18 protein-coding genes are annotated in these 25,752 nt (G+C 75.9%); 8 read left to right on the top strand and 10 right to left on the bottom strand.

The window, feature by feature from the left end; all coding sequences use genetic code 11:
• Positions 1-52: 52 nt before the first annotated feature.
• From ACI79Z_RS05890 to ACI79Z_RS05850, 9 genes are all read right to left on the bottom strand, one after another.
• A complete protein-coding gene (locus ACI79Z_RS05890) occupies positions 53-2,290 on the bottom strand; it encodes a glycoside hydrolase family 3 C-terminal domain-containing protein (RefSeq protein WP_456902023.1) in 2,238 nt (745 codons plus the stop codon).
• Positions 2,287-3,759 carry a family 43 glycosylhydrolase gene (locus ACI79Z_RS05885; RefSeq protein WP_456902022.1) on the bottom strand — a complete coding sequence of 491 codons (1,473 nt, stop codon included), beginning with the start codon at positions 3,757-3,759 and terminating at the stop codon, positions 2,287-2,289. The genes ACI79Z_RS05890 and ACI79Z_RS05885 overlap by 4 nt, the downstream gene beginning before the upstream one ends.
• Positions 3,756-6,383, bottom strand: coding sequence for a family 78 glycoside hydrolase catalytic domain (locus tag ACI79Z_RS05880; protein ID WP_387985007.1), 2,628 nt, complete (start codon positions 6,381-6,383; stop codon positions 3,756-3,758). The genes ACI79Z_RS05885 and ACI79Z_RS05880 overlap by 4 nt, the downstream gene beginning before the upstream one ends.
• Positions 6,380-7,321 carry an alpha/beta hydrolase fold domain-containing protein gene (locus tag ACI79Z_RS05875; RefSeq protein ID WP_456902021.1) on the bottom strand — a complete coding sequence of 314 codons (942 nt, stop codon included), beginning with the start codon at positions 7,319-7,321 and terminating at the stop codon, positions 6,380-6,382. The genes ACI79Z_RS05880 and ACI79Z_RS05875 overlap by 4 nt, the downstream gene beginning before the upstream one ends.
• The gene (locus tag ACI79Z_RS05870) at positions 7,318-9,963 is read right to left on the bottom strand and encodes a family 78 glycoside hydrolase catalytic domain (protein ID WP_456902020.1); all 2,646 of its coding nucleotides are present in this window, start codon (positions 9,961-9,963) and stop codon (positions 7,318-7,320) included. The genes ACI79Z_RS05875 and ACI79Z_RS05870 overlap by 4 nt, the downstream gene beginning before the upstream one ends.
• Positions 9,960-10,976 carry an ABC transporter ATP-binding protein gene (locus ACI79Z_RS05865; RefSeq protein ID WP_456902019.1) on the bottom strand — a complete coding sequence of 339 codons (1,017 nt, stop codon included), beginning with the start codon at positions 10,974-10,976 and terminating at the stop codon, positions 9,960-9,962. The genes ACI79Z_RS05870 and ACI79Z_RS05865 overlap by 4 nt, the downstream gene beginning before the upstream one ends.
• The gene (locus ACI79Z_RS05860) at positions 10,973-12,982 is read right to left on the bottom strand and encodes a dipeptide/oligopeptide/nickel ABC transporter permease/ATP-binding protein (RefSeq protein WP_456902018.1); all 2,010 of its coding nucleotides are present in this window, start codon (positions 12,980-12,982) and stop codon (positions 10,973-10,975) included. Before ACI79Z_RS05860 ends, ACI79Z_RS05865 begins: the two co-directional genes overlap by 4 nt.
• Positions 12,979-13,920 (bottom strand): ABC transporter permease, encoded by a 942-nt coding sequence (locus ACI79Z_RS05855; protein WP_387985022.1) that lies wholly within the window; start codon positions 13,918-13,920, stop codon positions 12,979-12,981. The genes ACI79Z_RS05860 and ACI79Z_RS05855 overlap by 4 nt, the downstream gene beginning before the upstream one ends.
• 85 nt (positions 13,921-14,005) lie before the next feature.
• A complete protein-coding gene (locus ACI79Z_RS05850) occupies positions 14,006-15,595 on the bottom strand; it encodes an ABC transporter substrate-binding protein (RefSeq protein ID WP_387985024.1) in 1,590 nt (529 codons plus the stop codon).
• A gap of 202 nt (positions 15,596-15,797) precedes the next feature.
• Between ACI79Z_RS05850 and ACI79Z_RS05845 the strand changes: the two genes are divergently transcribed.
• Complete coding sequence (locus ACI79Z_RS05845) at positions 15,798-16,616, top strand: IclR family transcriptional regulator (RefSeq protein WP_387985026.1); 819 nt, start codon at positions 15,798-15,800, stop codon at positions 16,614-16,616.
• A 34-nt stretch (positions 16,617-16,650) separates the two neighbouring features.
• Here the strand turns inward: ACI79Z_RS05845 and ACI79Z_RS05840 are convergent, their stop codons facing one another.
• Entirely contained in the window at positions 16,651-17,826 is a 1,176-nt protein-coding gene (locus ACI79Z_RS05840) for a DUF222 domain-containing protein (RefSeq protein ID WP_456902017.1), read from the bottom strand.
• Between the two features lie 192 nt (positions 17,827-18,018).
• Between ACI79Z_RS05840 and ACI79Z_RS05835 the strand changes: the two genes are divergently transcribed.
• The 7 genes from ACI79Z_RS05835 (at position 18,019) to ACI79Z_RS05805 (ending at position 25,748) form a co-directional block, all read left to right on the top strand.
• Positions 18,019-18,996 (top strand): alpha/beta hydrolase, encoded by a 978-nt coding sequence (locus ACI79Z_RS05835; RefSeq protein WP_456902016.1) that lies wholly within the window; start codon positions 18,019-18,021, stop codon positions 18,994-18,996.
• Between the two features lie 88 nt (positions 18,997-19,084).
• Positions 19,085-19,642 carry a quercetin 2,3-dioxygenase gene (locus ACI79Z_RS05830; protein WP_387985033.1) on the top strand — a complete coding sequence of 186 codons (558 nt, stop codon included), beginning with the start codon at positions 19,085-19,087 and terminating at the stop codon, positions 19,640-19,642.
• Positions 19,643-19,714: 72 nt separating this feature from the next.
• Entirely contained in the window at positions 19,715-20,620 is a 906-nt protein-coding gene (locus ACI79Z_RS05825) for an alpha/beta hydrolase fold domain-containing protein (RefSeq protein ID WP_456902015.1), read from the top strand.
• A 189-nt stretch (positions 20,621-20,809) separates the two neighbouring features.
• Positions 20,810-22,444, top strand: coding sequence for an FAD-dependent monooxygenase (locus tag ACI79Z_RS05820; RefSeq protein WP_456902014.1), 1,635 nt, complete (start codon positions 20,810-20,812; stop codon positions 22,442-22,444).
• Between the two features lie 25 nt (positions 22,445-22,469).
• Positions 22,470-23,645, top strand: a complete 1,176-nt coding sequence (locus ACI79Z_RS05815) for a glycoside hydrolase family 1 protein (protein WP_387985042.1) — start codon at positions 22,470-22,472, stop codon at positions 23,643-23,645.
• Entirely contained in the window at positions 23,645-24,508 is an 864-nt protein-coding gene (locus tag ACI79Z_RS05810; RefSeq protein ID WP_387985045.1) for a fumarylacetoacetate hydrolase family protein, read from the top strand. Before ACI79Z_RS05815 ends, ACI79Z_RS05810 begins: the two co-directional genes overlap by 1 nt.
• Entirely contained in the window at positions 24,498-25,748 is a 1,251-nt protein-coding gene (locus ACI79Z_RS05805) for a DUF3500 domain-containing protein (RefSeq protein ID WP_387985048.1), read from the top strand. Before ACI79Z_RS05810 ends, ACI79Z_RS05805 begins: the two co-directional genes overlap by 11 nt.
• Positions 25,749-25,752 lie beyond the last annotated feature (4 nt).

The raw sequence follows: 25,752 nt of genomic DNA, 5'->3' as shown, positions 1-25,752 counted from the left end.
GAGCGCTGTACCCCGGTGGCCCGGGACCCGCGCGGTCCCGGGCCACCGGCGTTCAGCGGGCGGAGCGGGCGGCGGCGGTCTCGGCCATCAGCCGGTCGAGCAGGTCCCGCGGCAGGGCGGCGCCGAAGTCGGTGGCGAACCGGCGCATCGGCATCGAGCCGATCATCTGCAACATCACCGCCTGATCGGCGGGGGAGGCGGCGTCGGCGGGCATGGTCGCGGTGAGCGCCTCCACCAGCGCCGGGCCGGCGGCCGGGTGGGTGAACCACTCGGCGACCGAGGAGTCCATCGTCAGCACCCGCACCAGGTCGTCCCCGGCCAGGGTCACGGTCTCCGCGGCGAGCACGGTCTCCGCGTCGTCGCAGACCTGCACCGCGTACTCCCCCGGCGCCACCACCCAGCCGGACTCGACGACGTCCCAGTAGGCGAACGCCCGCCGGCCGAGCTCCAGCACCACCTCGCGGCTCTCCCCCGGCCCGAGCGCCACCTTGGTGAACGCCCGCAGCTCCCGCAGCGGGCGGCGCACCGGCCCGGCCGTCGTCGACACGTACACCTGGACGACGTGCCTGCCGGCCCGGTCGCCGGTGTTGGTCACGGTCACCGAGACGGTGGCGGTGTCGGCGCCGGTGAGCTCGACCCGCAGGTCCGACGTCGCGAACGCCGTGTACGAGAGCCCGTGCCCGAACGGGTACCGCACCGCCCGGCCCTGCGTGACCAGCCCGCGGTAGCCGACCAGCACGCCCTCGCCGTAGACGACCCGCCCCTGCTCGCCGGGGAAGGAGAGGGAGCTCGGGGAGTCCTCCAGCCGCAGCGGGACGGTCTCGGCCAGCCGGCCCGACGGGTTCGCGACGCCGTAGAGCAGGTCGGCCAGCGCGCCGCCGCCGGCCTGCCCGAGCAGCGCGCCGTCGAGGACCGCGTCGACGTCGTCGTGCCAGCCCTCCAGCGACACCACCCCGCCGTGGGACAGGACGACGACCGTGCGCGGCGCCGCGGCGGCCACCGCGCGGACCAGCTCGACCTGGGCGGCGGGGAGGTCGATCGTCGTCCGGTCGAAGCCCTCGGACTCGTCGGCGTCGGCCAGGCCGAGGAAGACCACGGCGACCTCGGCGTCGCGGGCCAGCGCCACGGCCTCCTCCCGGAGCGCCGCGGCGTCGTCGCCAGGACCGTCGGAGGCGGAGCCGGGCGCGAACGGGAGCTCCCGGCCGGCCAGCTCCCGCATCGCGTCGAGCGCGGACTCGACCCGCGTGGCGGTGACGTTCGAGCTGCCCCCGCCCTGGAAGCGCGGGGTGCGGGCGAACTCCCCGACGACGGCCACGCGGGCGCCCGGGGACAGCGGCAGGGTGCCCCGCTCGTTGCGCAGCAGCACCGCGCACTCCGCCGCCAGCTCGCGCGCCAGCGCGCAGTGCGCCTCGACGTCGACCTCCCCGGCGGGCCCGCCGGCGTACCGGGCGAGGGCGGCCACCCGGGCGGCGCTCGCGTCGACGTACGCCTCGTCGAGCTCCCCGGCCCGCACCGCCTCGACCACCCGCCGGTTGCCGGCGCCGCGGTCGCCGGGCATCTGCAGGTCCAGCCCGGCGGCGAGCGCGGCGGCGCGGTCGTCGACGGCTCCCCAGTCGGAGACGACGACGCCGTCGAAGCCCCACTGCTCGCGCAGCACCTCGGTGAGCAGCCACCGGTTCTGCGACGCGTAGACGCCGTTGACCTTGTTGTAGGCGCACATGACCGTGGCCGGCGCCGCCTCGGTGACCACCCGCTCGAAGGCCGGCAGGTAGATCTCGCGCAGGGTCCGCTCGTCGACCTCGGCGCTGATCCGCATGCGCTCGGTCTCCTGGTTGTTGGCCGCGAAGTGCTTGACCGAGGCGCCCGCGCCGGCGGCCTGCTGCCCGCGCACGTGCGCCGCACCGAGGACGCCGGACAGCAGCGGGTCCTCCGAGTAGTACTCGAAGTTCCGCCCGCCCAGCGGGGACCGCTTGATGTTCACGCCCGGCCCGAGCACCACGTGCACCCCGAGCGCCCGGGCCTCCCGGCCGATCGCCGCGCCGATCCGCTCGGCGACCGCCGGGTCCCAGCTGTTGCCCACCGCCACCGCGGGCGGGAAGCAGGTGGCCGGCAGGTTGCGGGTGATGCCGGGCCCGCCGAAGTCGCCCTCCTGGCGGCGGACGCCGTGCGGGCCGTCGGTGAGGACGAGCGAGGGCAGCCCCGCCTCCTCGACCGGCGGGGTGGACCAGAAGTCCTGACCGGAGAGCAGGGCCGCCCTCCGCTCGAGGGGCAGGCCGTCGAGGTCGGTCACGGGAGCTCCTGCGGGTCGTCGGCGCCGGCGTACGCGAACGAGCGCACCACGAGCGAGCCGCGGGCGCACCAGACGCCGCCCAGCCGGCCGGTCATACCGCCGGCGACCTCGGTGGACAGGTAGCGCCCGTCCAGCCGGCCGAGCTCGGCGAAGCCGCCGGGCCCGACGACGCCCGCGACGACGACGTCCGGGCCGAGCGTGGTCGAGGAGAAGTGGCCGGTGGCGGGCTCGGTGCGGATCTCCAGCACCGCCTCCGGACCCGCGGCCGCCTCGCCCAGGACCGAGCGCAGCGGCCCGACCTGCGCCACCGCCCGCACCCGGTCGCCGGCGACCTCGACGTCGAGGTGGTGCCGGGCGTCGATCCGCACCGTCAGCCCGCCGACGCCGTCCACCCGCACCGCCGCGCGGAACCGGGCGTGCAGGTGCTCCTGCCGCCGGCCCACGAAGGCGAGGTCCTCCGACGCCGGGTCCGGGTCGGCCGCGGTCAGCCGCCGGCCGCCCTCGACCCGGCTCAGCAGCTCCCCGGGGAACCGCCGGGGCGCGACCCAGGCGGGGCCGCCGAGGTCCTCCTCGACGGCGACCGCGCCGCCCGGCGGGGACAGCCACTCCCCCAGCCGCGGCCAGCCGTCGGCCCACTCCACCTCGGCGGCGAACGTCTCGCGGCCGAGGACGTGGAACTCCGGGCTGGTGCCGCGGGGCCGCACGCCGTGGAAGACGACCGCCCAGCTCCCGTCGGACCGCTGCACCAGGTCGGCGTGGCCGGTGTTCTGCACCGGTGACTCGACGCCGCGGTGGGTGAGCAGCGGGTTGTGCGGGCAGGGCTCCCACGGCCCGGACGGCGAGGGACCGCGGGCGGTGGTCACCGCGTGCCCGCGCTCGGTGCCGCCCTCGGCGATCAGCAGGTACCAGAGGTCGCCCACCCGGTACAGGTGCGGCCCCTCCGGGAACCTCCCGCCGGTGCCCTGCCACAGCCGCCGCCGCGCGGTGAGCACGGCCCCGGTGGCCGGGTCGACCGCCTGCTGCACCAGGCCGGCCGGGCCGCCGGCGCCGAAGCCGGCGTGGCTGACCAGCAGCGTGCCGTCGTCGTCCCAGGCCAGGTCGGGGTCGATGCCGCGCACCTCCGGCATCCGCACCGGCTCGGACCACTCCCCCAGCGGGTCCTCGGCGGAGACGAGGGTCTGCCACCCGCCGTCGGCGAGGTTGGTGGTGACCATCCAGAACCGGCCGTCGTGGAAGCGGATGGTCGGCGCGGTGATCCCGCCGGAGCCCGGAGCGGCCGACACGTCGAGCTGGGACGGGCGGGCCAGCACGTGGCCCGCCTGCTCCCACGACACGAGGTCGGCCGAGCGGTACAGCGGGACGCCCGGGGCGTACTCGAAGGACGAGTGCACCATCCAGTACGTGTCCCCGACCCGGACGACGCTGGGGTCGGGGTGGAAGCCGGGGACGACGGGACGGGGGCCGCTCACGAGGAGGCGGACGGGTCGAAGAACGGCTTCGGCCGCTCGACCGGCCGCGGCTCCTCGATCGCGCAGCCGAGGGTGTGCCGGCCCGAGCCGACCGTCACCGGCGCGCTGCCGTCGGGCAGCACCACCTCGGCGGTCGTGTTCGGCGGCACGGTGACCTCGAGCGCGAACGCCGTCCCGCCGGTCAGCGTCCAGGACACCGCCGCGGTGCCGTACGGCGTCTCGTGGGTGGCCGCCGCCGAGGTGATGCCCGGGCCGGGGCGGGGCGCGAAGCGGATCCGCCGGTAGCCGGGCGCGGCCGGGGCGAGGCCCGCGACCGTGCGGTGCAGCCAGTCGGCGACCGCGCCGTAGGCGTAGTGGTTGAACGAGGTCATCTCGCCGGGGTTGATGCTGCCGTCGGGGAGCATCGAGTCCCAGCGCTCCCACACCGTCGTCGCGCCCATGGTCACCGGGTACAGCCACGACGGGCACTCCCGCTGCAGCAGCAGCTCGTACGCGGTCGCCACCTCGCCCACCTCGGTGAGCGCGTCGGTGACGAACGGCGTGCCGAGGAAGCCGCTGCCGATGTGGAAGCCGTCGTCGAGCACCTGGCGGGCGAGCAGCCGGCCGGCGTGCTCCCGCTGGTCCGGGGTGAGCAGGTCGCAGGCGATGGCGAGCGCGTACGCCGTCTGCGCCGGGTAGGCGACGCGGCCGTTCGGGCTGACGTACTCGGCACGGAAGCGCCCGGCCGCCCGCTCGGCCAGCGCGGTGAACCGGGTGCCGTCCTCCCCGAGCACCTCGGCCGCCTGCGCCACGATGCGCGCCGAGCGGGCCAGGTAGGCGGTGGCGACCAGCGGCCACGGCGTGCGGGCGGCGGCCGGGTTCTCCGGCGGCGCGGTGGGGTCGAGCCAGTCGCCGAGCATGAGCGGGACCCCGGCGAAGTCGAGCTCCTCCCCGGCCGCGCCCGCGAAGGCGTCGATCCAGGCGGTCATCGACGGCCACTGGTCGGCGAGCACCCCGGCGTCGCCGTGCCGCTCGTACAGGACCCACGGGACGACGACGGCGGCGTCGCCCCACCCGGCCTCGGCGCCGACGGGGAACGGCAGCAGCGGGACGAACGGCACGTACAGCGGGACGACGCCGCCGTGCTCCTCGAGCTGCTCGACGGCGAGGTCGGCCAGCCAGGAGCGCAGCATCCCGGCGGTGTCGTGGAGGAACGCCGCGGTCGGCGCGAACGCCTCGAGGTCGCCGGTCCAGCCCAGCCGCTCGTCGCGCTGCGGGCAGTCGGTGGGCAGGTCGACGAAGTTGCCGCGCATGCCCCACACGACGTTCTCGTGCAGCCGGGTGACGTCCGGGTCGGAGCAGGTGAACGTGCCGGTGGGCCGCATGTCGGTGTGCACGACGACGGCCTCGAGGTCCTCCGGCCGCAGCTCGCCCGGCCAGCCGGTCACCTCGGCGTAGCGGAAGCCGTGGAAGGTGAACCGCGGCTCCCACGTCCGCGGGCCGCGGCCGTCGAGGACGACCACGTCGGTGGCGTCCGCGCCGCGCAGCGGGCGGGTGCCGAGCTCGCCGTGCTCGAGCACCTCGGCGTGCCGGACGGTGACCTCCGTGCCGGCCGGGGCGTCGGGCAGGGCGAACCGGATGCGGCCGACGAGGTTCTGGCCGAAGTCGACGAGCGTCCTCCCCGACGGTGAGGTGGTGACCTCCCGGACCGGCAGCACCTGGGTGCGGCGCACCGGCGGGCCGGTCGGGGCGACCAGCGTCGCGACGTCCAGCGACCCGACCTCGACCGGCGTCCAGCCGGCGTCGTCGAAGCCCGGGGCGGACCAGCCGGGGAGCTCGCGGCGGAGGTCGGCCGTCTCGCCCTTGTAGATGTCGGCGCGGGTCTCGGCGCCGAGCGTCGAGCGCCAGGAGCCGTCGGTGGTCACGACCGTGCGCGACCCGTCCGGGTGCTCGACCTCCAGCTGGAGGAACGCGCCGGTGCGGTCGCCGTAGAGGTGCCGGCCGCCGGTGAAGCCGAGGTGGCCCCGGTACCAGCCGTCGGCGAGCGTGACGCCGAGCGCGTGCCGGCCCTCGGCGAGCAGCGCGGTGACGTCGTACGTCCGGTAGCGCAGCCGGTGCCGGTAGCTGGTCCAGCCCGGCGCCAGGACGTCGTCGCCGACGGTCGTGCCGTCGATCTCGGCCTCGTACAGCCCCCGCGCGGTGGCGTACAGCCGCGCCCGCGTCACCGGCTTCCCGAGGGTGAACTCGCGGCGCAGCAGCGCCACCGGCTCGCCGGTGCCGCCGGGCTCGGGCAGCACCGGCTCGACCAGCTCCGCCGTCCAGTCCGCCGGGTCGAGCAGGCCGGCCTCGACGGCGACCTCCTCGCTCCACGCCGACGGCTCGGCGTCGCCCTCACCCCAGACGCGGACCCGGACGACCCGTCGCTCGCGGCTGGTCAGCGGGGGCGCGCCCCACGGGACGAGCACCGAGTCGGCGGAGGGGACCCGTCCGGAGGACCAGTCGCCGATCTCCAGCTCGTAGGCGGCCTGCCGCCAGCCGGGCAGCTCGGTGAGGGTCACCCAGGACAGCCGCGGGGCGGTCTCGCCGATGCCGAGCGGCTCGCGGTGGTGCTCGACGGTGACGGGGGCGACGGTCACGTCGCTCATCGGACCCGGTCCCCGAGCAGCGCGGTGCCCAGGTGGTGGGCGAGGTGGCGGACGGAGCAGTCGACGATCCCGTCGACGTCGTCGTGCCCGAGCCAGACGTGCCCGGCGCCCTCGACCGGCACCAGCTCCGACCGGGCCCCGGCGGCCTGCAGGGCCGCGTGCAGCCGCTCGCTCTGCGCGTAGGGGACGAGCCAGTCGGCGGTGCCGTGCAGGAGCAGGAACGGCGGCGCGTCCGCGGTCGCGTGGGTGACCGGGCTGGCGTCGGCGCGCGTGGCGTCCGTGAGGCCGGCGACCAGGTGCTCCTCCGGCGGTCCCCGCAGCTCCTCGGGCAGCAGCGCCGCGATCTGCGGCGGCGGTGCCTGCCGCGGCATGGTGGCGAGGTCGGAGACGCCGTACCAGTCGACGACGACGTCGACCGCGCTGGACTCCCCGACGACGCCGTGCGTGCCCTCGAGGTCGGGCCGGTGCCCGGTCAGGCCGAGCAGCGCCGCGACGTGCCCGCCGGCCGACTCGCCCCACGCGCCGATCCGGGTGGTGTCGACGCCCAGCTCGCCGGCGAACCGCCGCAGGTACCGGACGGCGGCCTTGGCGTCGTGCAGCAGCGCGGGGAACGGCGCCTCCAGCGCGTGCCGGTAGTCGATGGTGGCGACGGCGAGGCCGGCGTCGAGCAGCGCGTCGAAGACCTGGTTCTCGCGCAGCGTCTCGGGCAGGTAGCGGCGGTCGCCCATCATGAACGCGCCGCCGTGCACCCAGACGACCAGCGGCGCGGGCGCGGGGGTGTCGGGCACCCAGACGTCGAGCTGCAGCGGCCGGTAGCCGAAGGCGACGGCGTAGGTGACGCCGGAGAAGTGCCGGGCGCCGTCCTCGCGCCGGACGGGCGGCGGCGGTGGCAGGAACCGGGCCGGGCCGGCCCACTCGGTCGTCTCGGTGGTGCTCATCGCGTCTCCTCTGCGGTGCTGGTGAACGTGTGCGTGCCGGGGCCGGCCGTCGTGGCGGTCCCGTCGGGCAGGACCACCTCGGCCTCGGTGCCCGCGGGCACCTCGACGGTCAGCGAGAACCGGTGGCCGTCGAGCCGCCAGGCCGACCCGATCCGGCCGTACGGCGACTCGTGCGCGGCCGCGGCGCGCGTGAGCCCGCCGCCGGGGCGGGGCCGGACGCGGAAGCGGCGGTACGCGGGCTCCACCGGCTCGATGCCCGCGGTGTACCGGTGCAGGAACGAGATCACCGCGCCCTTGGAGTAGTGGTTGAGCGACTCGTGCGGGACGCCGTCGGCGTCGACGCCGTCCCACCGCTCCCACACCGTCGTCGAGCCGCGGTCGACCATGACCAGCCACCCGGGCTCGGTGTCCTGCAGCAGCAGCTCGTAGGCCACGTCGAGGTGCCCGGCGTCGGCGAGCACCGGCAGCAGGTGCGGGGTGGCGAGGAACCCGGTGTCCAGGTGGGTGCCGGCCTTGCGGACCAGCTCGACCAGCCGCTCGGCGACGGCCGGGCGCAGCCCGTCGGGCACCAGGCCGAAGGCGAGCGCACGCACGTGGTCGGCCTGGGTGTCGGAGACCAGCCGCCCGTCGTCGTCGAGGTACTCGGCCTGCCAGGCGGCGCGCACCCGCGCGGCGAGCCCGGCGTAGCGGGCGGCGTCGCCGTCCCGGCCGAGCACCGCGGCGATCCGGCCCGCCAGCTCCGCGCTGTGGGCGTACCAGGCGGTGGCGACGACGCCCTCGTCCGCGGCGACGAACGCGCCGAAGTCGCCGACCTCCTCGCCGGGGACCAGCCACTCGCCCCAGTGGAAGCCGGTGTCCCACAGCCACCGCTCGTGCGGCGCGGGCTCGGGCCGGCGGGCGGCGCGCTCCGGGTGGCGCCGCTCGCGGGCCGCGCGCTCGGTGCGGTCCAGCCAGCGGACCACCGCCGGCCAGGTCTCCTCGAGCACGCGGGTGTCGCCGTAGGCGCGGTACAGCTCCCACGGCACGACCACGACCGCGTCGCCCCAGCCGGCCGAGCCGTTGAGGAACGACACCGGGCTGTCCCGGCCCTCACCGCGCGGGCACGGGCTGACGTTGGCGACCGTCCCGTCGGGCCACTGGTCGGCGACGACGTCGCGCAGCCACTTCGTGGAGAACCCGGCGACGTCGTAGAGGAACGCCGCGGTCGGGACGTAGAGCTGCCAGTCGCCGGTCCAGCCGTGCCGCTCGCGGTGCGGGCAGTCGGTCGGGATGTCGCAGGCGTTGTCCCGGAAGCTCCACACGGCCGCCTCGTGGAAGGCGTCCAGTCGCGCATCGCTGGAGGAGAACCAGCCGGTGCGCCGCAGGTCGGTGTGCACGACGACGCCGCGGACGTCGTCGGGGGTGAGGTCGCGCGGGTGGCCCTCGACCCGCACGTAGCGGAAGCCGTGCGTGGTGCGGCGCGGCTCGAAGACCTCGCCGGGCACGCCCGCGGAGACGACGACGTCGACCTGGCCGGCGGGCAGCCGGTGGGGCAGGAACGGCAGGTCGGGCTCGAGGTTGGCCACCGTGACGTCGCCGTCGGGGGCGAGCCACTCGCCGTGGGTCAGCGTGAGCGTCGTCCCGGCCGGGCCGAGGTCGGTCAGCCGCACCCAGCCGTTGACGTTCTGCCCGAGGTCGACCACCTGGGCGCCGCCCGGCAGCCGGGTGACCGAGACGGGCACGAGCTCCTCCACCCGGCGCACCGGCGGGGCCGGCGAGTCCACGAGGCCGGCGAAACCGTGCTGCACCACGGTGACCGGGTCCCAGCCGGCGTCGTCGAAGCCGGGGGCGTCCCAGCCGCGGGGCAGGGCGCGCAGGTCCCAGCGCTCGCCGGCGACGAGGTCGGCGGCGAGGACGTGCCCGGTCGCGCTGCGCCAGTCCGGGCCGGTGCCGAGCACGGTGACCGTGCCGTCGTCGTGGGTCAGGTGCAGCTGGGCGAGGAACGCCGTCCGGTCGCCCCACTGGTCGGCGGAGCGGGTGACGCCGGTCTGGCCGCGGAACCAGCCGTCGGCGAGGACGACGGCCAGCGCGTGCCGGCCCTCGCCCACCGGGCCGACGTCGTGCGTCTGCACCTGCAGCCGCTGGTCGTACTGGGTGTACCCGGGGGTGAGCTCGGCGTCGCCGATCCGGGCGCCGTCGAGGAACGCCTCGTAGAGCCCCTGCGCGGTGGCGTGCAGCCGGGCGGAGGCGACGGGCCGGTCGACGGCGAACTCCCACCGCAGCAGGGCGGCCGCCCGCTCCCCCGCCGGGCCGGCCGGGACGGTCCCCGGCTCGATCCACTCGACCTGCCAGTCGTGCGCCTCGAGCAGGCCCGTCTCGAACCACGCGGGCCCGGACACCGGGCTCTCGCCGAGGTCGGTGCGCACCCGCACCCGCCAGGTGACCCGCTGGGCGGAGCGCAGCGCCGGGCCGGGCCACGGGACGAGCACGTGCCGGTCGTCGTCGACCCAGCCGGAGTCCCAGCCGTCGTCGGTGGTGAGCCGGTACGCGTGCTGCACGCGGGCGCCGCCGGGCAGCCGCCAGGACAGCCGCGGCGACGTCGTCCCGGTGCCGAGCGGCTCGTCGAGGTGCTCGACCCGGAGACCCGACGGTGCGGCCGTCACAGGACGGGGACGGACTCGGCGTGGTGGCAGGCGGCCTCCGTGCCCTCGACCAGCCGCAGCGGCGGGCGCTGCTCGACGCAGACGTCGCTGGCCAGCGGGCAGCGCGGCACGAAGGGGCAGCCGGTGGCCGCGGGCTGCGCCGCGCCGGCGGTCCCGAACCCGGCGGCCTCGCGGGCGGCGCGGCGGGCGGCCTGCTCGGCCGGGCGCGGCACGGGCGCGGCGGCGGTCAGCGCCACCGTGTACGGGTGCCGCGGCGCCTGGCTGACCGCCTCGACCGGCCCGGTCTCCATGACCTGCCCGCGGTAGAGGACCACCGTCCGCTGGGCGAGGAACCGCACGACGCCGAGGTCGTGGGCGATGAAGAGGAACGCCAGGCCGTGCTGGTCGCGCAGGTCGGCGAGCAGGTTGAGCACCTGCGCCTGGGTGGACAGGTCCAGCGCGCTGACCGGCTCGTCGAGGACGACGACCTTCGGGTCGCAGACCAGCGCGCGGGCGATGGCGATGCGCTGGCGCTGGCCGCCGGAGAACTGCGACGGGTAGCGGTCGACGGCGTCGCCGGGCAGGCCCACCGACTCCAGCCCCTGCCGCGCCCGCGCCGTCGCCTCGGCGCCCTTCACGCCCATCAGCCGGAGCGGCTCGACCAGCGTCTGGCCGATGGTGCGCGCCGGGTTGAGCGAGGAGTACGGGTCCTGGAAGACCACGCGCAGGTCGGCGACCTGGCGGCTGCGCTGCTTGAGCGACATCCGGGTGACGTCCTGGCCGTTGACCCGGATCGTCCCGGACGTCGCCGGCTGCAGCCCGAGGACCGCCTTGCCGATCGTCGACTTGCCCGAGCCGGACTCGCCGACCAGGCCGACGGTCTCGCCGGGGGCGATGTCGAGGCTGACCCGGTCGATGGCCGGCGGGGCCTGCCGCGCCCTGCGGCCGGAGCCGTAGCGGACGACGAGGTCGCGGATCTCCAGGGCGGGCGTGGTGGTGGCCGCGACGGGCGCGGTCCCGGCGGGGGCGGTCATGCGGGGACTCCGGCGGTCGGGGCGGGCTTCTGGACGGACGTCTCGTCGCCGGCGGACTCGGGCTGCCACACGGCGTGCTCGCGGGACAGCTCGTCGACGCGGACGCAGCGGACGGCTCCCTCACCGTGCGCGGGCAGCACCGGGAACGGCACCGTGCACGCCTCCTCCGCGAACCGGCAGCGGGTGGCGAACCGGCAGCCGGTCGGCCAGGAGCCCGGCGGGGGGACGGTGCCGGCGATGGAGGCCAGCCGCTGGGGCACCGGCTCGCCCTCGGGCACGTGCGGGTTCGCCCCGAGCAGCGCCATCGTGTACGGGTGCGCCGGCCCGTCCAGCACGGCCGCGGCGGTGCCGGACTCGACGACCTCGCCGGCGTACATGACGGCGACGGTGTCGCAGATGTCGGCGACGACGCCGAGGTCGTGGCTGACGACGACGACCGACAGGCCGGTGTCGCGCACCAGCGCCCGCAGCAGCGACAGGATCTCCGCCTGCACGGTGACGTCGAGGGCCGTCGTCGGCTCGTCGGCGATGAGCAGCCGCGGCTCGCCGGTGAGCGCGAGCGCGATGCAGACCCGCTGCGCCATGCCGCCCGAGAGCTGGTGCGGGTAGCTCCTGAGCACCCGCTCGGCGTCGACGATGCCGACGTTGCGCAGCAGCTCCGCGGCGATCCGCTTCGCCTGCCTCCGGTCGACCCGGCGGAACCGGCGGATGGGGCCGGTGAGCTGGGAGGCGATGGAGAACACCGGGTCCAGCGCGACCATCGGCTCCTGCGAGATCATCGCGATCTCCCGGCCGCGGACGCGGTTGAGCTCGGCCTCGGACAGCCCGGCCAGCTCCCGGCCCTGCCAGCGGATCGAGCCGCCGGTGACCGAGACGCCGTCGGGCAGCAGCCCCATGAGCGAGCGGGCGGTCATCGTCTTGCCGCAGCCGGACTCGCCGACCAGGCCGAGGACCTGCCCCTGCCGCAGGGAGAAGGAGACGCCGGTGACCAGGTCGGGGCCGTCGTCGACGGAGACGGTGAGGTCGCGGACGTCGAGCACCGCCTCCGGGTCGGCCGGGGCGGCGGGCACCGCGGTGGCCGCGGCCACGGCGCGGCGCAGCGGCCGGCGACGGCGGGCCGTGCCGGGGCCGGCGGCCCTCCCGGCGAGGGCGTCGGCGAGCTCGTTGGCCGCCACGACGGTGAGCGCCAGCACCAGGCCGGTGGGGACCATCAGCCACGGCGCGTTGTAGATGTAGCCCGAGGCGTCCTGGATCATGAAGCCCCAGCTGGGCTCCGGCTCCCCGGGCCCGAAGCCGAGGAACGCCAGGCCGGCGACGATCAGCAGGCCGATGCCGAACAGCTGCGCGGCCTGCACGGCGACCACCGTGGCCATGGACGGCAGCACGTGCACGAGGTTGACCCGCAGCGAGCCCAGGCCGTTGACGCGCGCGGCGTCGACGTACAGCCGCTGGCGCACCGACTGCGCCACACCGAGGAGCACCCGGTAGACGGCGGCGGAGATCAGCACGCCCATGATCGCCATGACCGGGTACAGCCGGTTGCCGATCACCCCGATGACGGCGAGCAGCAGGATCGTCGCCGGCAGGGCGAGGAACACCTCGGTCACCCGGCTGATCGCCCGCTCGACCCGGCGCCCGCGCTCGGCGGCGACCAGGGCCAGCGGCAGGCCGATCCCGAACGCGACGACCAGCATCAGTGCCGAGGCGAGCAGCGGCAGTGCCCCGGCGGTGAAGATGCGGGAGAGCAGGTCCCGCCCCAGCGGGTCGGTGCCCAGCCAGTGCTCGGCCGAGGGCAGCGCCAGCCGGTTCGCGGTGTCCTGCTGCCCCGGCTCGAAGGGCCGCCACAGCGGGGCGGTGAGCGAGGCGACCACGACGAGGAGCAGCCAGGTGGCGCCGAAGACCCCGCCGGGGCGGCGCAGAGAGGACGGCAGGCCGCGGCGGCGGCGGGCCGGCGGGACCGGCTCGGTGGCGACCTCGTCGGCCGCGTCGAGGAGCAGCACGCTCATGCGGTACGCACCTTCGGGTCGAGCGCCGCGACCAGCAGGTCGAGCAGCAGGTTGATGACGACGACCACCGCCGTGGCGACGACCACCACCCCGACCAGCGCGGGGAAGTCGCTCGACGACGCGGCGGCCTGGCTGGCCTGGCCGAGACCGGGCAGCGCGAAGAGGTTCTCGATGATCACCGAGCCGCCGAACAGCGCGATGAACTGGATGCCGAGCGTGGAGACCACCGGCACGCTGGCGTAGCGCAGGGCGTGCACGTACCGGATCCGCCACGGCGGCGTCCCCATCGCCCGCAGGGTGCGGACGTGCTCCTGGGTCAGCGCCTCGCGCATGCCGGCGTTGGCGGTCCGGGCGACGATCGCCGCCCCACCGACGGTGAGCGTGAGCACCGGCAGCAGCAGGCTCTGGAACCAGGCGGCCGGGTCCGCGGAGAACTCGACGTAGCCGGTCGCCGGCAGCCAGCCCAGCTGCAGCGACAGGAGGTAGACGAGGAGGATCCCGACCCAGAACGCCGGCAGCGACAGGGCGACGCCGCTGCCGGTGGTGATCCCCTTCCCCAGACGGCCGCCGCGCACCGCGGCGGTCACGCCCAGCAGCACTCCCACGATCCCGGACAGCAGCGTGGCGAAGAAGGCGATGGAGGCGGTGACCGGCAGACGGTCGGCCAGGTCGGCGGCGACGTCCCGGCCGTCGACGAGCGAGCTCCCCAGGTCGAGCCGGAACAGGGACCCGAGGTAGTCGAAGAACTGGACGTACAGCGGGCGGTTCCAGCCGAGCGCCTCGTTCTCCGCGGCCACGGCCTCCGGGGTGGCACCGGCACCGAGCCGGACCGCGCCGGGGGTGCTGTCGCTGGCGTGGACGAGCAGGAAGGTGATCAGCACCGCGGCCAGCAGGGTGCCGATCGCCAGGGCGAGTCGCCGGGCGACGTAGGCGAGCATCTGGGGGTCCCTCGATGAGGAGTGGTCTGGGGCCGGGCCGGTGGCCGCCGGGCGTGCCGGCGGCCACCGGCCGATCAGGGAGCGGTCAGCTCGCCGGCTCGATGTCGGAGAGCACGAGGTAGGCGTTGGTCCCGGCGAAGGACGGCTCGGCGACCGACTCGGCGTTGTAGCCGGCGTAGACGAAGTCCTCGTACACCGGGACGAACCAGCCGTTCTCGGTGATGGCCCGGTTCAGGTCGGTCAGGGCCTGCTCCTGGGCGTCGCCGGTCGCACCGAGGGCGGCGCCGAGCGGGCCCTCGATCTCCGGCTCGGTGGCGTCCTGCATGTTCATGAAGCCGCCGTAGAGGGCACCGGCGACGAAGCCCGCGGGCTGGGCGCCCACGGTGAAGGGGCCGAAGATCACCGGGTCGGTCCGCACCGCCGCGAAGACCTGGTCGGTCGAGGTGGCGGTGACGAAGTTGAGCCGGATGCCGACCTCGGCCCACTGGCTCTGGATGGCGACGGCGTCCTCGTCGGGCTGGCCGAGGACGGTCAGGTCGACGTCGAAGCCGTCCGGGAACCCGGCCTCGGCGAGCAGCTCCCGGGCGCGGTCCGGGTCGTAGCCGAACTCCTCGTCCAGCGCCGGGTCGAAGCCGGGGGCCTCCTCGGGGAAGAGCTGGGAGGTCGGCCGGGAGCCGTCGTGCAGGTCGCTGACGAGCGCCTCGCGGTCGGTGGCGTAGGTCATCGCCAGCCGGGCCTGCTCGCTGGCGAAGGCCGGGTTGCTCGCGCCGGTCTTGTCGATGACCGGGAAGCCGACGATCGTGCCACCGACGCTGACGACGCTCTGCCGCTCCTCGACCATGTCGATCGTCGTCGGGTCGAGGACGGTCGCGACGTCGGCCTGGCCCGAGACGACCGCGTTGGCCAGCGCCTGCGGGTCGGTGATGACGTTGAAGACGATGGAGTCGTAGGCCCACTCGTCGGCGCCCCAGGCCTCGTCGTTCTTGTCGAGGGTGTAGGTGCTCGCGCGCGTCGTCTCGCCGGTGTCGAGGGTGTAGGCCCCCGAGCCGTTCGGTGCCGTCTCGAGGGTGCTCGGGTCGGCGACGCCGTCGCGGCCGACGATGATGCCCGCGGTGTCGACGAGGTTGTTCTCCGGCGTCGCCTGGGGCTGTGCCCAGGTGATGACCACGGTCCGCGGGTCCTGCACCGTCACGTCGGTGATCTCGGACGCCTGCCCGGGGGCCAGCGCGCCGTAGGCCTCGAGGTCCGGGTCGCTGCGCCGGTCGAGGTTGGCCTTGACCAGCTCGGCGTCCAGGGTCGACCCGTCGGTGAAGGTCACCCCCTCGCGCAGGGTGAGCGTGGTCTGGGTGTTCTCCGGGTTGTTGGAGAACTCGGTGACCAGGCTCGGCTCGACCGTGCCGTCGGAGGTGGTGACGAACAGCGCGTCGTACAGCGCGCTGAAGAAGGTGAACTGCCCCTGCGAGTACCGCAGCGGGTCGTAGCCGGTGGGCGCGGCATCGGCGTCGTAGGCGAAGGTCAGGGTGCCCGTGGCGCTCTGGCTGCCGCCGCCACCGCCACCGCCGTTGCCGCCGCAGGCGGCCAGCGTCGCGGCGGTCGCGGTGGCCAGCACCGCGGCACCGATCCGCACGGTCGTCGGCCGGGTGCGCCGGCTGGTCAGCAGGGTGGATCGATTCATCGTGTCCTGGCTCCTCATCCTCGACGGACGCGAGGGGTCTGGACGGCCGACCGGCGGCCGTGCGGGCTGCTCCGCCCGACTGCTCCAAGACGATGAGGACGACTGCGCTGTGGCGTCAGGCACAATGCCGGTCAATGGAAAACGAGTGTGGTGCGCACCTCACCGGTGACGGACGGACGTCCTCCCGGTGAACGAGGACCCCGTGGCCGACGTGACCGACGGACCGGGCCCGGCGCCGCGCGTCCGTGGCAAGCGGCCGCCGCAGGGCGACCCGGTGGTCGACCGCGCGCTCGCCCTGCTCGCCGCCTTCGACGCCACGCGTCCGTCGCTGACGCTGGGCGAGCTGGCCCGCCGCAGCGGCATCCCGACCAGCTCCACGCTCCGGCTGGCCGGCCGGCTGGTCGCCTGGGGCGCGCTGGAGCGCGACGCCGAGGGCCGGTTCACCGTCGGGCTGCGGCTGTGGGAGGTGGCCTCCCTGGCGCCCCGCGCCCGCGGCCTGCGGCAGGTGGCGATGCCCTTCCTCGGCGACCTGGAGGAGGTCACCCGCCAGCACGTGCTGCTCGCCGTCCGGGAGGGCGGGGACGCCGTGCTGCTCGAGCGGCTCTCGGCGCACGCGGCGATCCCGGTGCTGTACCAGGTGGGCGGGCGGCTGCCGCTGCACTCCACCGGCGTCGGCCTGGTGCTGCTGGCCTACGCCGACCCCGACGTGCAGGAGGAGTACCTGGCCCGGCCGCTGGTGCACGAGCCCGAGCGCACGCCGGTGTCGGAGGCGGCGCTGCGACGGACGCTGGCCGAGGTCCGCCGGGAGGGCCTCGCCCACTTCCGCCGCCGCGTCCCCCGGCCGATCGTCTCGGTGGCCGCGCCGGTCTTCGACGCCGCCGACCGGCTGGCCGCCGCGGTCTCCGTCGTCGTGCCGCAGGAGGGCGCCGACGCCCGCGTCCTCGGTCCCGCGGTGCGCACCGCCGCCCGCGCGATCTCCCGCGGCCTCGGCGCCCGGCGCCCGCTCGGCCCCGGCCGCTGAGGCCGCCCCCGCGGGCGTGAGCGTGCAGGAGCGCTCAGGCGGCGGGGGTGAGCAGCGGCGCGGGGGTGGTGATCTCGGTGCCGTCGGGCCGCCAGGTGCGCCAGGTCCCGGTGGGTTGTCGTTCCACGCGGAAGCCGTGGTGGACCTTGGTGTGGTGGCGCTCGCACAGCAGGGCTGCGTTCTCCAGGGAGGTGTCGCCGCCGTCGATCCAGTGGACCAGGTGGTGGACGTCGCACCACCAGGTCGGTGCACCGCAGCCGGCGAACACACAGCCGCCGTCGCGCAGCTCGGCCGCCTTGCGGATGTGGCGGCTCATCAGCCGCTGCTCGCGGCCCAGGTCCAGCGGTGCGCCGTCGGGGCCGAACACCACCCGGGACACCGCGCCGTCGCAGGCCAGCCAGCGGGCTCTCGCGGCGGAGATGGCGGCGCCGAAGCCCATCCGCCCGGCGTTCGGCCCGCCGGCCGGATCGACCAGGTCCTCCACGTCGATGACGACGGCGATCTGCGGCTTGTGCCCGCGCAGCGTCGGCAGCGAGCCGGCGGCCAGGACGTTGTCCGCGACCTGGACGAGGGCGTCCCCGAGCCGCTGGGCGCGGCTGCGCCCGTCCCCGGCGGGCCGGTCGGCCTGCACGTGCGCCTCCAGCGCGGCCTGCAGCCTCTCCCCGCCCACGGGATCGAGGTGCCCGCGGAAGAACAGCGACCCGTCGGCGTGCCGGGCCAGCGTCAGCGACCGCCCCTCGGTGGGGTCGGGTTCCGGGCCGTCCGGGTCGAGGTCGTCGAGGTAGTGCTGCACCACCGCGACGAGGTCGGCGTGCGGCTGCTCGATCGCCACGCCGGTGAACGCCGCGTCGATCACCGCCAGGTCCACGCCCTGCTCGACGGCGGAGGCCAGCCGCTCCGGGGTCACCGCCTCAGCAGCCTTCGCCATCTGCTCCGAGGTCGCCAGTCCGGCGTCGTGTGCCTCGGCCAGCGCGGGCAGGTGCTCCAGCGCCCGCCCGGTGCGCACCAGCCGGGCAGCGGCGGCATCGGAGAGCCGGCAGTGCCCGCGCAGCCACGAGGCCATCGACGTCAGGCCGTCCCGCTCCGGCGCCTGGGACAGCTCCGCGGCGCGCACCGCGCGGGCCAGGCGGGCGTCGATCCGGTTGCGCTCGGCGACCAGCGCGGCGACGTCGTCGAGGACGTCACCGTTCCCCGGCTCACCCGAACACATGTACGAAGCCTAGCCGATCAGGCACCCGTCCGCGACGCGAATCCGCAGGCCAGCGGCTCGTCCACAGGTCTCCGGTAGCCGTTGACAGGGACCCCCAGACGCCTCGACCTGCCGGTCAATGGCACGGGGATGGCCGGACCGGCCCCTCGCTGAGGAGGGTGACGCGGACCACCGCCGAGCACCGGAGGACCCGTGCCGATCCACCCCGCCATCGCCGCGAACCTGCACCTGCTGGAGGGCATCGAGTCCTTCGAGCAGGGTCTCGCCGACCCGGAGCAGCGCGCCCGCCTCGACGCGTTCCTGTCGATCGAGGGCGCTCCCCCGCCGCCCGCCGTCGCCGCCCGGCCGGCGTCCGCGCCCGGTCCGCACGGCGACGTCCCGGTCCGGGTCTACGAGCCCGACGGCGGCGGCACCGACCGCCCCTGCCTCGTCTGGCTGCACGGCGGCGCGTTCCGGATGGGTGACCTGGACATGCCCGAGGCCGACTGGACCGCGCGGCAGGTCTGCGAGCGGGCCGGTGCCGTCGTGGTGAGCGTCGACTACCGGCTCTGCGCCGGCGGGGTGACCTACCCCGTGCCGCACGACGACGCCGTCGCCGCCGTCCGGTGGGTGCGCGACTCCGCCGCGGTCCTGGGCGTCGACCCCGCGCGCATCTCCGTCGGTGGCGCCAGCGCCGGCGGCAACCTGGCCACCGGGGCCGTGCTGCGGCTGCGCGACGACGACGGCTGGGTCCCCGCGGCGCTGGTCCTCGCCTACACGACCCTGCACGCCGTCGTCCCCCCGCCGTCGGCCGCGCTCGCGGCGCTCATGACCGAGGTCCCCCGGCTGCTGCGCTTCCTGCCGGAGGACCGTGCGTCGATCACCCGCAACTACCTGGGCGGGCCGGAGAGCCGCGCGGACGGGTACGCGATGCCGGCGAACGCCGTCCTCGGCGGGCTCTGCCCCGTGCTGCTGCTGAACTCCGAGTACGACGACCTGCGCGCCTCCGCCGAGGCGTTCACCGCGGCGCTCGCGCTGGCCGGCGTCGACGTCCGGCAGGTGCTCGTCCCCGGGATGCTGCACGGCTTCCTCAACACGCCCGCGGCCGACGTCGAGCCGGTGGACCGGGCGCTCGCGCTGATGGCCGAGGTCGTCGCCGGGCAGCCCGTCGCCGTCCCGGTGTCCGCGTGACCGTGCCGGTCAATGGCACGGGCGTTGGTCGGGTGACCCGGGTCACGGATGCTCGGACGGTCAGTGTCGACCCGACCCGGGAGTGCAGATGAGCTTCGAGTACCTGATCGACCCGGAGAAGGGCCCGCAGTGGCAGGGGGTGCTGCCCGGCAAGCCGGTCCCCTACGTGCTCAAGCGCGGCGAGGGCGAGCACGCGATGCTGTTCGGCGACCTGTTCAGCGTGCTGCTGTCCGGCGACGAGACCGAGAACCAGTTCGGGATCGTCGTCAGCGACTCCCCCGCCGGCGACGTCATCCCCACGCACTCGCACAACGCCACCCACGAGACGTTCTTCGTGCTCGACGGGAAGGTGCGGTTGTTCTTCGAGGACGCCGAGGGCGGCAAGCAGTCGCAGCTGCTGACCCCCGGCGACTTCGGCTTCGTGCCGGCCGGGTTCGCGCACGCGTACCAGATCGTCGAGGACGCCCGGATGATGGGCACCCTCTCCGGCGGCTTCGAGCGGTTCTTCCAGCACATGGGCCAGCCGACCGACCACCCGACCAAGGACCAGCCGCCGTTCATCCCGGACTTCCCGCGCATGCAGGCGGCGGCGCAGCAGCACGACATGCAGTTCATGCGCGACTACGAGTGGCCCGAGCAGGCCTGAGTCCCGCACCTCGCTCCCCGGGCGCGGTCCCCGACCAGGGGCCGCGCCCGGCGTCCGTTCCGAGGAGGCCCCGTGCCCACGCCCGCCCTGCCGCTGCCCCCGCCGGCGCACGCCGCTCCCCTGCCCGCGTCCGCGCCGGGCCCGGACGGCACCCGCGTCCTGTCCGGAGTCGCCTACGCGGCGCTCCCCGGCGTCCGGCCGCTGGAGCTCGACCTGTACCTCCCGCCCGGCGACGGGCCGCACCCGGCCGCGCTGTTCCTGCACGGCGGCGGGTGGCGGCTGGGCAGCCGACACTCCGGCGGTCCCGCGTTCCCCGGCCGCACGCTGTTCGAGCGGGTCGCGGCCGCCGGGATCGCGGTGGCCAGCGCCGACTACCGGCTCTCCGGCGAGGCGGTCTGGCCGGCGCAGCTGTCCGACGCGAAGGCCGCCGTCCGCTGGCTGCGCGCGCGGGCGGACGAGCTCGGCGTCGACCCGGACCGGGTGGCCGCGTGGGGCGAGTCCGCGGGCGGCCACCTCGCCGGGCTGCTCGGCCTGGTCACCGACGCGGACCTGGAGGGCGACGTCGGCGTGACCGGCCCGTCGAGCGCCGTCGTCGCGGTCGCCGCCTGGTACGCGCCGGCTGACCTCGCCGGCTTCGCCGGGGACGCCGGCGCCGACCCGGCCGACGCCGGCACCCGGGAGGCGCAGCTGCTCGGCGCCCCGCCGGCGAGCGTGCCCGACGCCGCGGCCCAGGCGAGCCCGGTCACCCACGTCCGGGCGGACGCGCCGCCGTTCCTGCTGCTGCACGGCACCGGCGACCGGTTCGTGCCGTGCGTGCAGAGCGAGCGGCTGGCGGAGGCGCTGCGGAGAGCCGGGGCCGAGGTCGAGCTGCACACCTACGACGGCGCGGACCACATGTGGCTGGGCGCCCCGGACGCGGCCGCGGACGCGCTCGACCGGACGACCGCGTTCCTGCGCGCCCGGCTGCTCGGGACGTGATCCGGAACCGTCCGGGACCGCTTGCCGGTCAATGGAATCGCCCCTCGGCAGAGTGACCCCGGCCACTCATCCTCGACGTGTCCGGGCGCGGCCCCTGAGCCCCCCGGCCCCCAGATCTCCCCGCCCCTCCCCCGCCTTCCGCGCGCGAAAGGCGACCGAGGGCGGCACCGCAGTCCGACAGGAGTCCCCGTGACCGAAGCGCACGTCCCGTCCCGGGTCCCGGTCCTCGTCGCCGGCGGCGGCCCCAGCGGGCTGGCCGCCGCGATCGAGCTGGGCCGCCGTGGCGTCGAGGTGCTCGTCGTCGAGCCGCGCACCGAGCTGGACCCGCTGCGCCCGCGCGCCAAGACCACCAGCGTCCGCACGATGGAGCACCTGCGCCGCTGGGGCCTGGCCGACCGGCTGCGCGCCGCCGCGCCGCTCCCGGTGTCCTACGCCCAGGACGTCGTCTTCTGCACCGGGCTGTTCGGGCACGAGATCACCCGCTTCCCCGAGGCGTTCGGGCTGTGGACCGAGCCCCGCCAGGTCGCCGCCGAGGCCGGCCAGCAGGCGCCCCAGTCGCAGGTCGAGCGGCTGCTGCGCGAGGCCGCCGCGGCCCTGCCCACGGTCACCCTGCTGGTCGGCTCGCGGGTCACCGCGATCACCGACGGGCCGGACGGGGTCCGCGCGACCGTCGAGGGCCCGGACGGCACGGGCACCGACGTCGTCGCCGGGTACCTGCTCGGCTGCGACGGCAGCGCCGGCATCTCGCGGCGCGCGATCGGCGCCCGGTACGAGGGCTCCTCCGGCGCGATGCCCAACCTCAGCGTCACCTTCCGCTCCCGCGCGCTGGAGGAGCGGCCGCTGTGCGCGCTCGGCGTGCACCACTGGGTGATCGGCACCGAGCGCGGCGGGCTCATGGGCCGGCTCGACCTCGACGGCACGTGGTGGGCGATCGTGCAGGGCGTCGACACGGTGGCCGAGGACGCCGACCCGGAGGCCCTGGTGCGGGCGATGGTCGGGGACGACATCGACGTCGAGGTGCTGGCCACCGACCCGTGGCAGGCCCGGATGCTGCTGGCCGACCGCTACCGCGGCGAGCGCGTGTTCCTCGTCGGCGACGCCGCGCACCTGAACCCGCCGTGGGGCGGGCACGGGTTCAACACCTGCGTCGGCGACGCCGTGAACGTCGGGTGGAAGCTCGCCGCCGTCCTGCAGGGCTGGGCGCCGGCCGCGCTGCTCGACAGCTACGAACCCGAGCGGCGCCCGGTCGCGCGGCGCACCATCGACGCCGCCGGCAGCCAGGAGGCGTTCCTCGCCCCCGCGTTCACCGGCCGCGACCTCGACGACGACGGCCCCACCGGCGTCGAGCTGCGGGCGGCGCTGGCCGAGGCGCTGCAGGTGAAGGACCCGGAGTTCCACAGCCTCGGGCTGGTGCTCGGCTACGACTACCCGGACTCCCCCGTCGTGGTCCCCGACGGCCGGCCGGTCCCCGCGCCGGCCTTGGCCACCTTCACCCCCTCGGCGCACCCCGGCGCCCGGCTGCCGCACGCCTGGCTGGGCGACGGCGACTCGCTGTTCGACCGCCTCGGCGACGGCTTCACCGTGCTGCGGCTGGACCCGGCCGCCGACGCCGGGTCGCTGGCGAGCGCCGCGGCCGCCCGCGGGGTGCCGCTGACCGACGCCGACCTGTCCGGCGTGCCGGGGCTGCGCGACCTGCTCGGCGCCGACCTCGTCCTCGTCCGCCCCGACCAGCACGTGGCCTGGCGCGGGGACGCGGTGCTCGACGCCGACACGCTGCTCGCCCGCGTCCTCGGGGCCGCCGTCCCCGCCTCCGCCCTCCGCTGACCCCCGATCCGAGGAGACCCGCCCCATGACCGCCGCCCAGTTCCCGGAGGGCTTCCTCTGGGGTGCCGCCACCGCCGCCCACCAGGTCGAGGGCGGCAACGTGAACAACGACCACTGGGAGATGGAGCACGCCGAGCACTCGCCGTTCGCCGAGCCCAGCGGCGACGCGTGCGACTCCTTCCACCGCTGGCCCGAGGACCTCGACCTCGTCGCGGGTGCCGGGCTCTCCGCCTACCGGTTCAGCCTGGAGTGGAGCCGGATCGAGCCCGAGGAGGGCGAGGTCTCGCGCGCCGCGCTCGACCACTACCGGCGGATCGTCGACGGCTGCCGCGACCGCGGGCTGGCGCCGGTGGTCACGCTCGTGCACTTCACCCAGCCCCGCTGGCTGTCCCACGACGGCGGCTGGACCGGCCCGAAGGCCGGCGACCGGATCGCCCGCTACACCGAGGCCGTGCTGCCGGTGCTGGCCGACGCCGAGTACGTGTGCACCGTCAACGAGCCCAACCTGGTGGCCGCCCAGCCGGTGATGGGCGCGATGGCGATGCGCGGCGAGCCGATCAGGGGGTTGCCCCGCCCCGACCAGGAGGTCGCCGAGGCGCTGCTCGGCCTGCACGCCCGCTCGATGGACGTGCTCCGCGGGAACGTCGCCCGCGCCGGCATGACGCTGGTCGGCCGCGAGCACCTCGCCGAGCCCGGCGGCGAGGAGCGGATGCGCGCCGAGCGCGCCGCCTTCGAGGACCAGTTCCTCGAGGCCGCCCGCGGCGACGACTTCGTCGGCCTGCAGGTGTACACCTGCGCCCGCTTCGACGCCGACGGCCTGGTCGCCCCCGCCCCGGAGCTGCAGACGCTCGCCCACGGCATGGAGCGCCGGCCGGAGGCGCTCGGTGCCGCCGTCGCGCGGGCCGCCGAGGTGCTGCCCGGCACGCCGCTGCTGGTCACCGAGAACGGCATCGCCACGGCCGACGACACCGACCGCATCGCCTTCACCCGCGACGCGCTCGCGTCCCTGGCCGCGGCGGTCGACGGCGGCGCGGACGTGCGCGGCTACGTGCACTGGTCGCTGCTGGACAACTTCGAGTGGATGCTCGGCTACCGCCCGACCTTCGGCCTGGTCGCCGTCGACCGGCAGACCTTCGCCCGCACGCCCAAGCCGAGCCTCGCCTGGCTCGGCGACGTCGCTCGCCGGAACGGGCTCGCCTGATGCGCGTCGTGGGCATCCGCCGGGACGGCGGACCGGTCGAGGCGGCGGCGCTGTCCGACGACGGCGCGACGGTGACCGTGCTGGCGCCGCTGGCGGGGTTCTGGGCCGACGCGGCCCGGTTCCTGGCCGCGGAGCCGGCCGGGGACCCCGTCCCGGTCGCCGGCGTCGAGGTGGTGCCGCCGGTGCTGCCCGGCGCCCGCGTGGTCTGCATCGGGCTCAACTACCTCAAGCACGTCGCCGAGGGCTCCTTCGCCGGCGAGGGCGTGCCGCCGCACCCGACGCTGTTCGCCCGCTGGACCCGGTCGCTGACCGTCGGCGGGGCGGAGATCCCGGTGCCCGCCGACGAGGACGGCCTCGACTGGGAGGGCGAGGTCGTCGCCTACGTCGGGTCGACGCTGGTCGACGCCACGCCGGACGAGGCGCTGGCCGCCGTCGTCGGCTACTCGACGTTCAACGACGTCACCTCGCGGCGGGCGCAGAAGCTCACCTCGCAGTGGATCCTCGGCAAGAACGGCGACCGGTCCGGACCGCTCGGGCCGATCGTCCCCGCCGCCGAGGTCGGCGACCTGCGCGACGGGCTGCGCGTGCGGACCCGGGTCAACGGCGAGACCGTCCAGGACGGGCGCACCGACGAGATGGTCTACACCGTCGGCGACACCCTCGCGCTGATCAGCCGCACCTTCACGCTGCACCCCGGGGACCTGCTGGCCACCGGCACGCCGTCCGGCGTCGGCTACGCCCGCACGCCCCCGTGGCTGATGCGGCCCGGCGACGTCGTCGAGGTCGAGGTCGAGCGGCTGGGCGTCCTGACCAACCGCATCGTCGGGAACGAGGCCCGGGAGGTGGCCGGCCGTGGCCGGTGAGTTCCGGCAGTACCTGTTCCCGCACGACCACCCGCGGCTGGCCGAGGTGCGTGGGCTCGACGCGTACGCCTACGGGGAGTTCGCGCGGAAGCCGGGCACGTTCACCGGCGGGCTGGTCGAGGGCTGGACGCCGCTGTACCTGGCGCCGTTCCGCGGGGTCACCGAGGACGGCACGCTGCGTCCGGAGGTGCACCGCTGGGAGCCCGCGCGACCCGGCGAGGAGGCGCCGGTCGCGGCGATGGTCGAGGCCGCGGAGGCGCTGCTGTCGCTGCTGTCACCGGAGGACCGGGAGCGGGTGTCGCACGCCGTCGACGCCCCGGAGTGGCAGACCTGGGCCAACCCGGAGTTCCTGCAGTTCGACACCGGCCTGCGGCTGGAGTTCCAGCCGCCCCAGGTGCGCGAGGCGGCGCTGGAGCTGGTCCGCGCGTCCCTGTCGCCCGAGGGCGCCGACCTCGTGCACGCCGCGATGCTGGTCAACGGCTTCCTCGGCGACGTCGTCGACCTGCCCGCGCTGCTCGGCGAGTGGAGCTACAACCTCGCCCTCTACGGCACCCCGGACCTGCGCGCGCCGTGGGGCTGGCAGCTCTACGGCCACCACTGCGCGGTCGACGTGCTGGTGGTCGAGGGCCGGATGGTGGTCTCGCCGGTGTTCGTGGGCGCCGAGCCCGACGAGATCGACGACGGCCCGCACGCCGGGATCTCCGGCCTGTTCGCCGACCGGATCGCCGCCGGGCTGGCCGTCATGGCGGCGCTGACGCCGGAGCAGCGGACCGCCGCGACGGTCTACGAGCGGATGGTCGACCCGGCGATGCCGCCCGGCCGGGTGCACCCCGGCGACGAGCGGCACCTGGCCGGCGCGTTCCAGGACAACCGGGTCATCCCGGTCGAGGGGGTCCGGGTCGCCGACCTGCCCCAGGACGCCCGGCAGCGGGTGCTCGACGTCGTGGCCACCTTCGTCGCGCTGCTGCCCGCCGGCCCCCGGGCCGCGCGGCTGCGCGAGGTCGAGGCGCACCTGGACGAGACCTGGTTCTCCTGGATCGGCGGGCACGAGCCCGGCGACGTCTTCTACTACCGGGTGCAGTCGCCGGTCGTCGTCGCCGAGCTCGACCACCACTGCGGTGTCTTCCTCGACTACGACACCCCGCAGCCCTTCCACGTGCACACGGTGCTGCGCACCCCGCACGGCAACGACTACGGCCGCGCCTGGGTGCGGCAGTGGCGGGAGCGCGCCGGCGGCTGAGCGG

The organism is Geodermatophilus sp. SYSU D00663 (assembly GCF_054050655.1).
The sequence above is the reverse complement of the archived record's forward strand: the minus strand, read 5'-3'. Positions and strand labels throughout refer to the sequence as shown.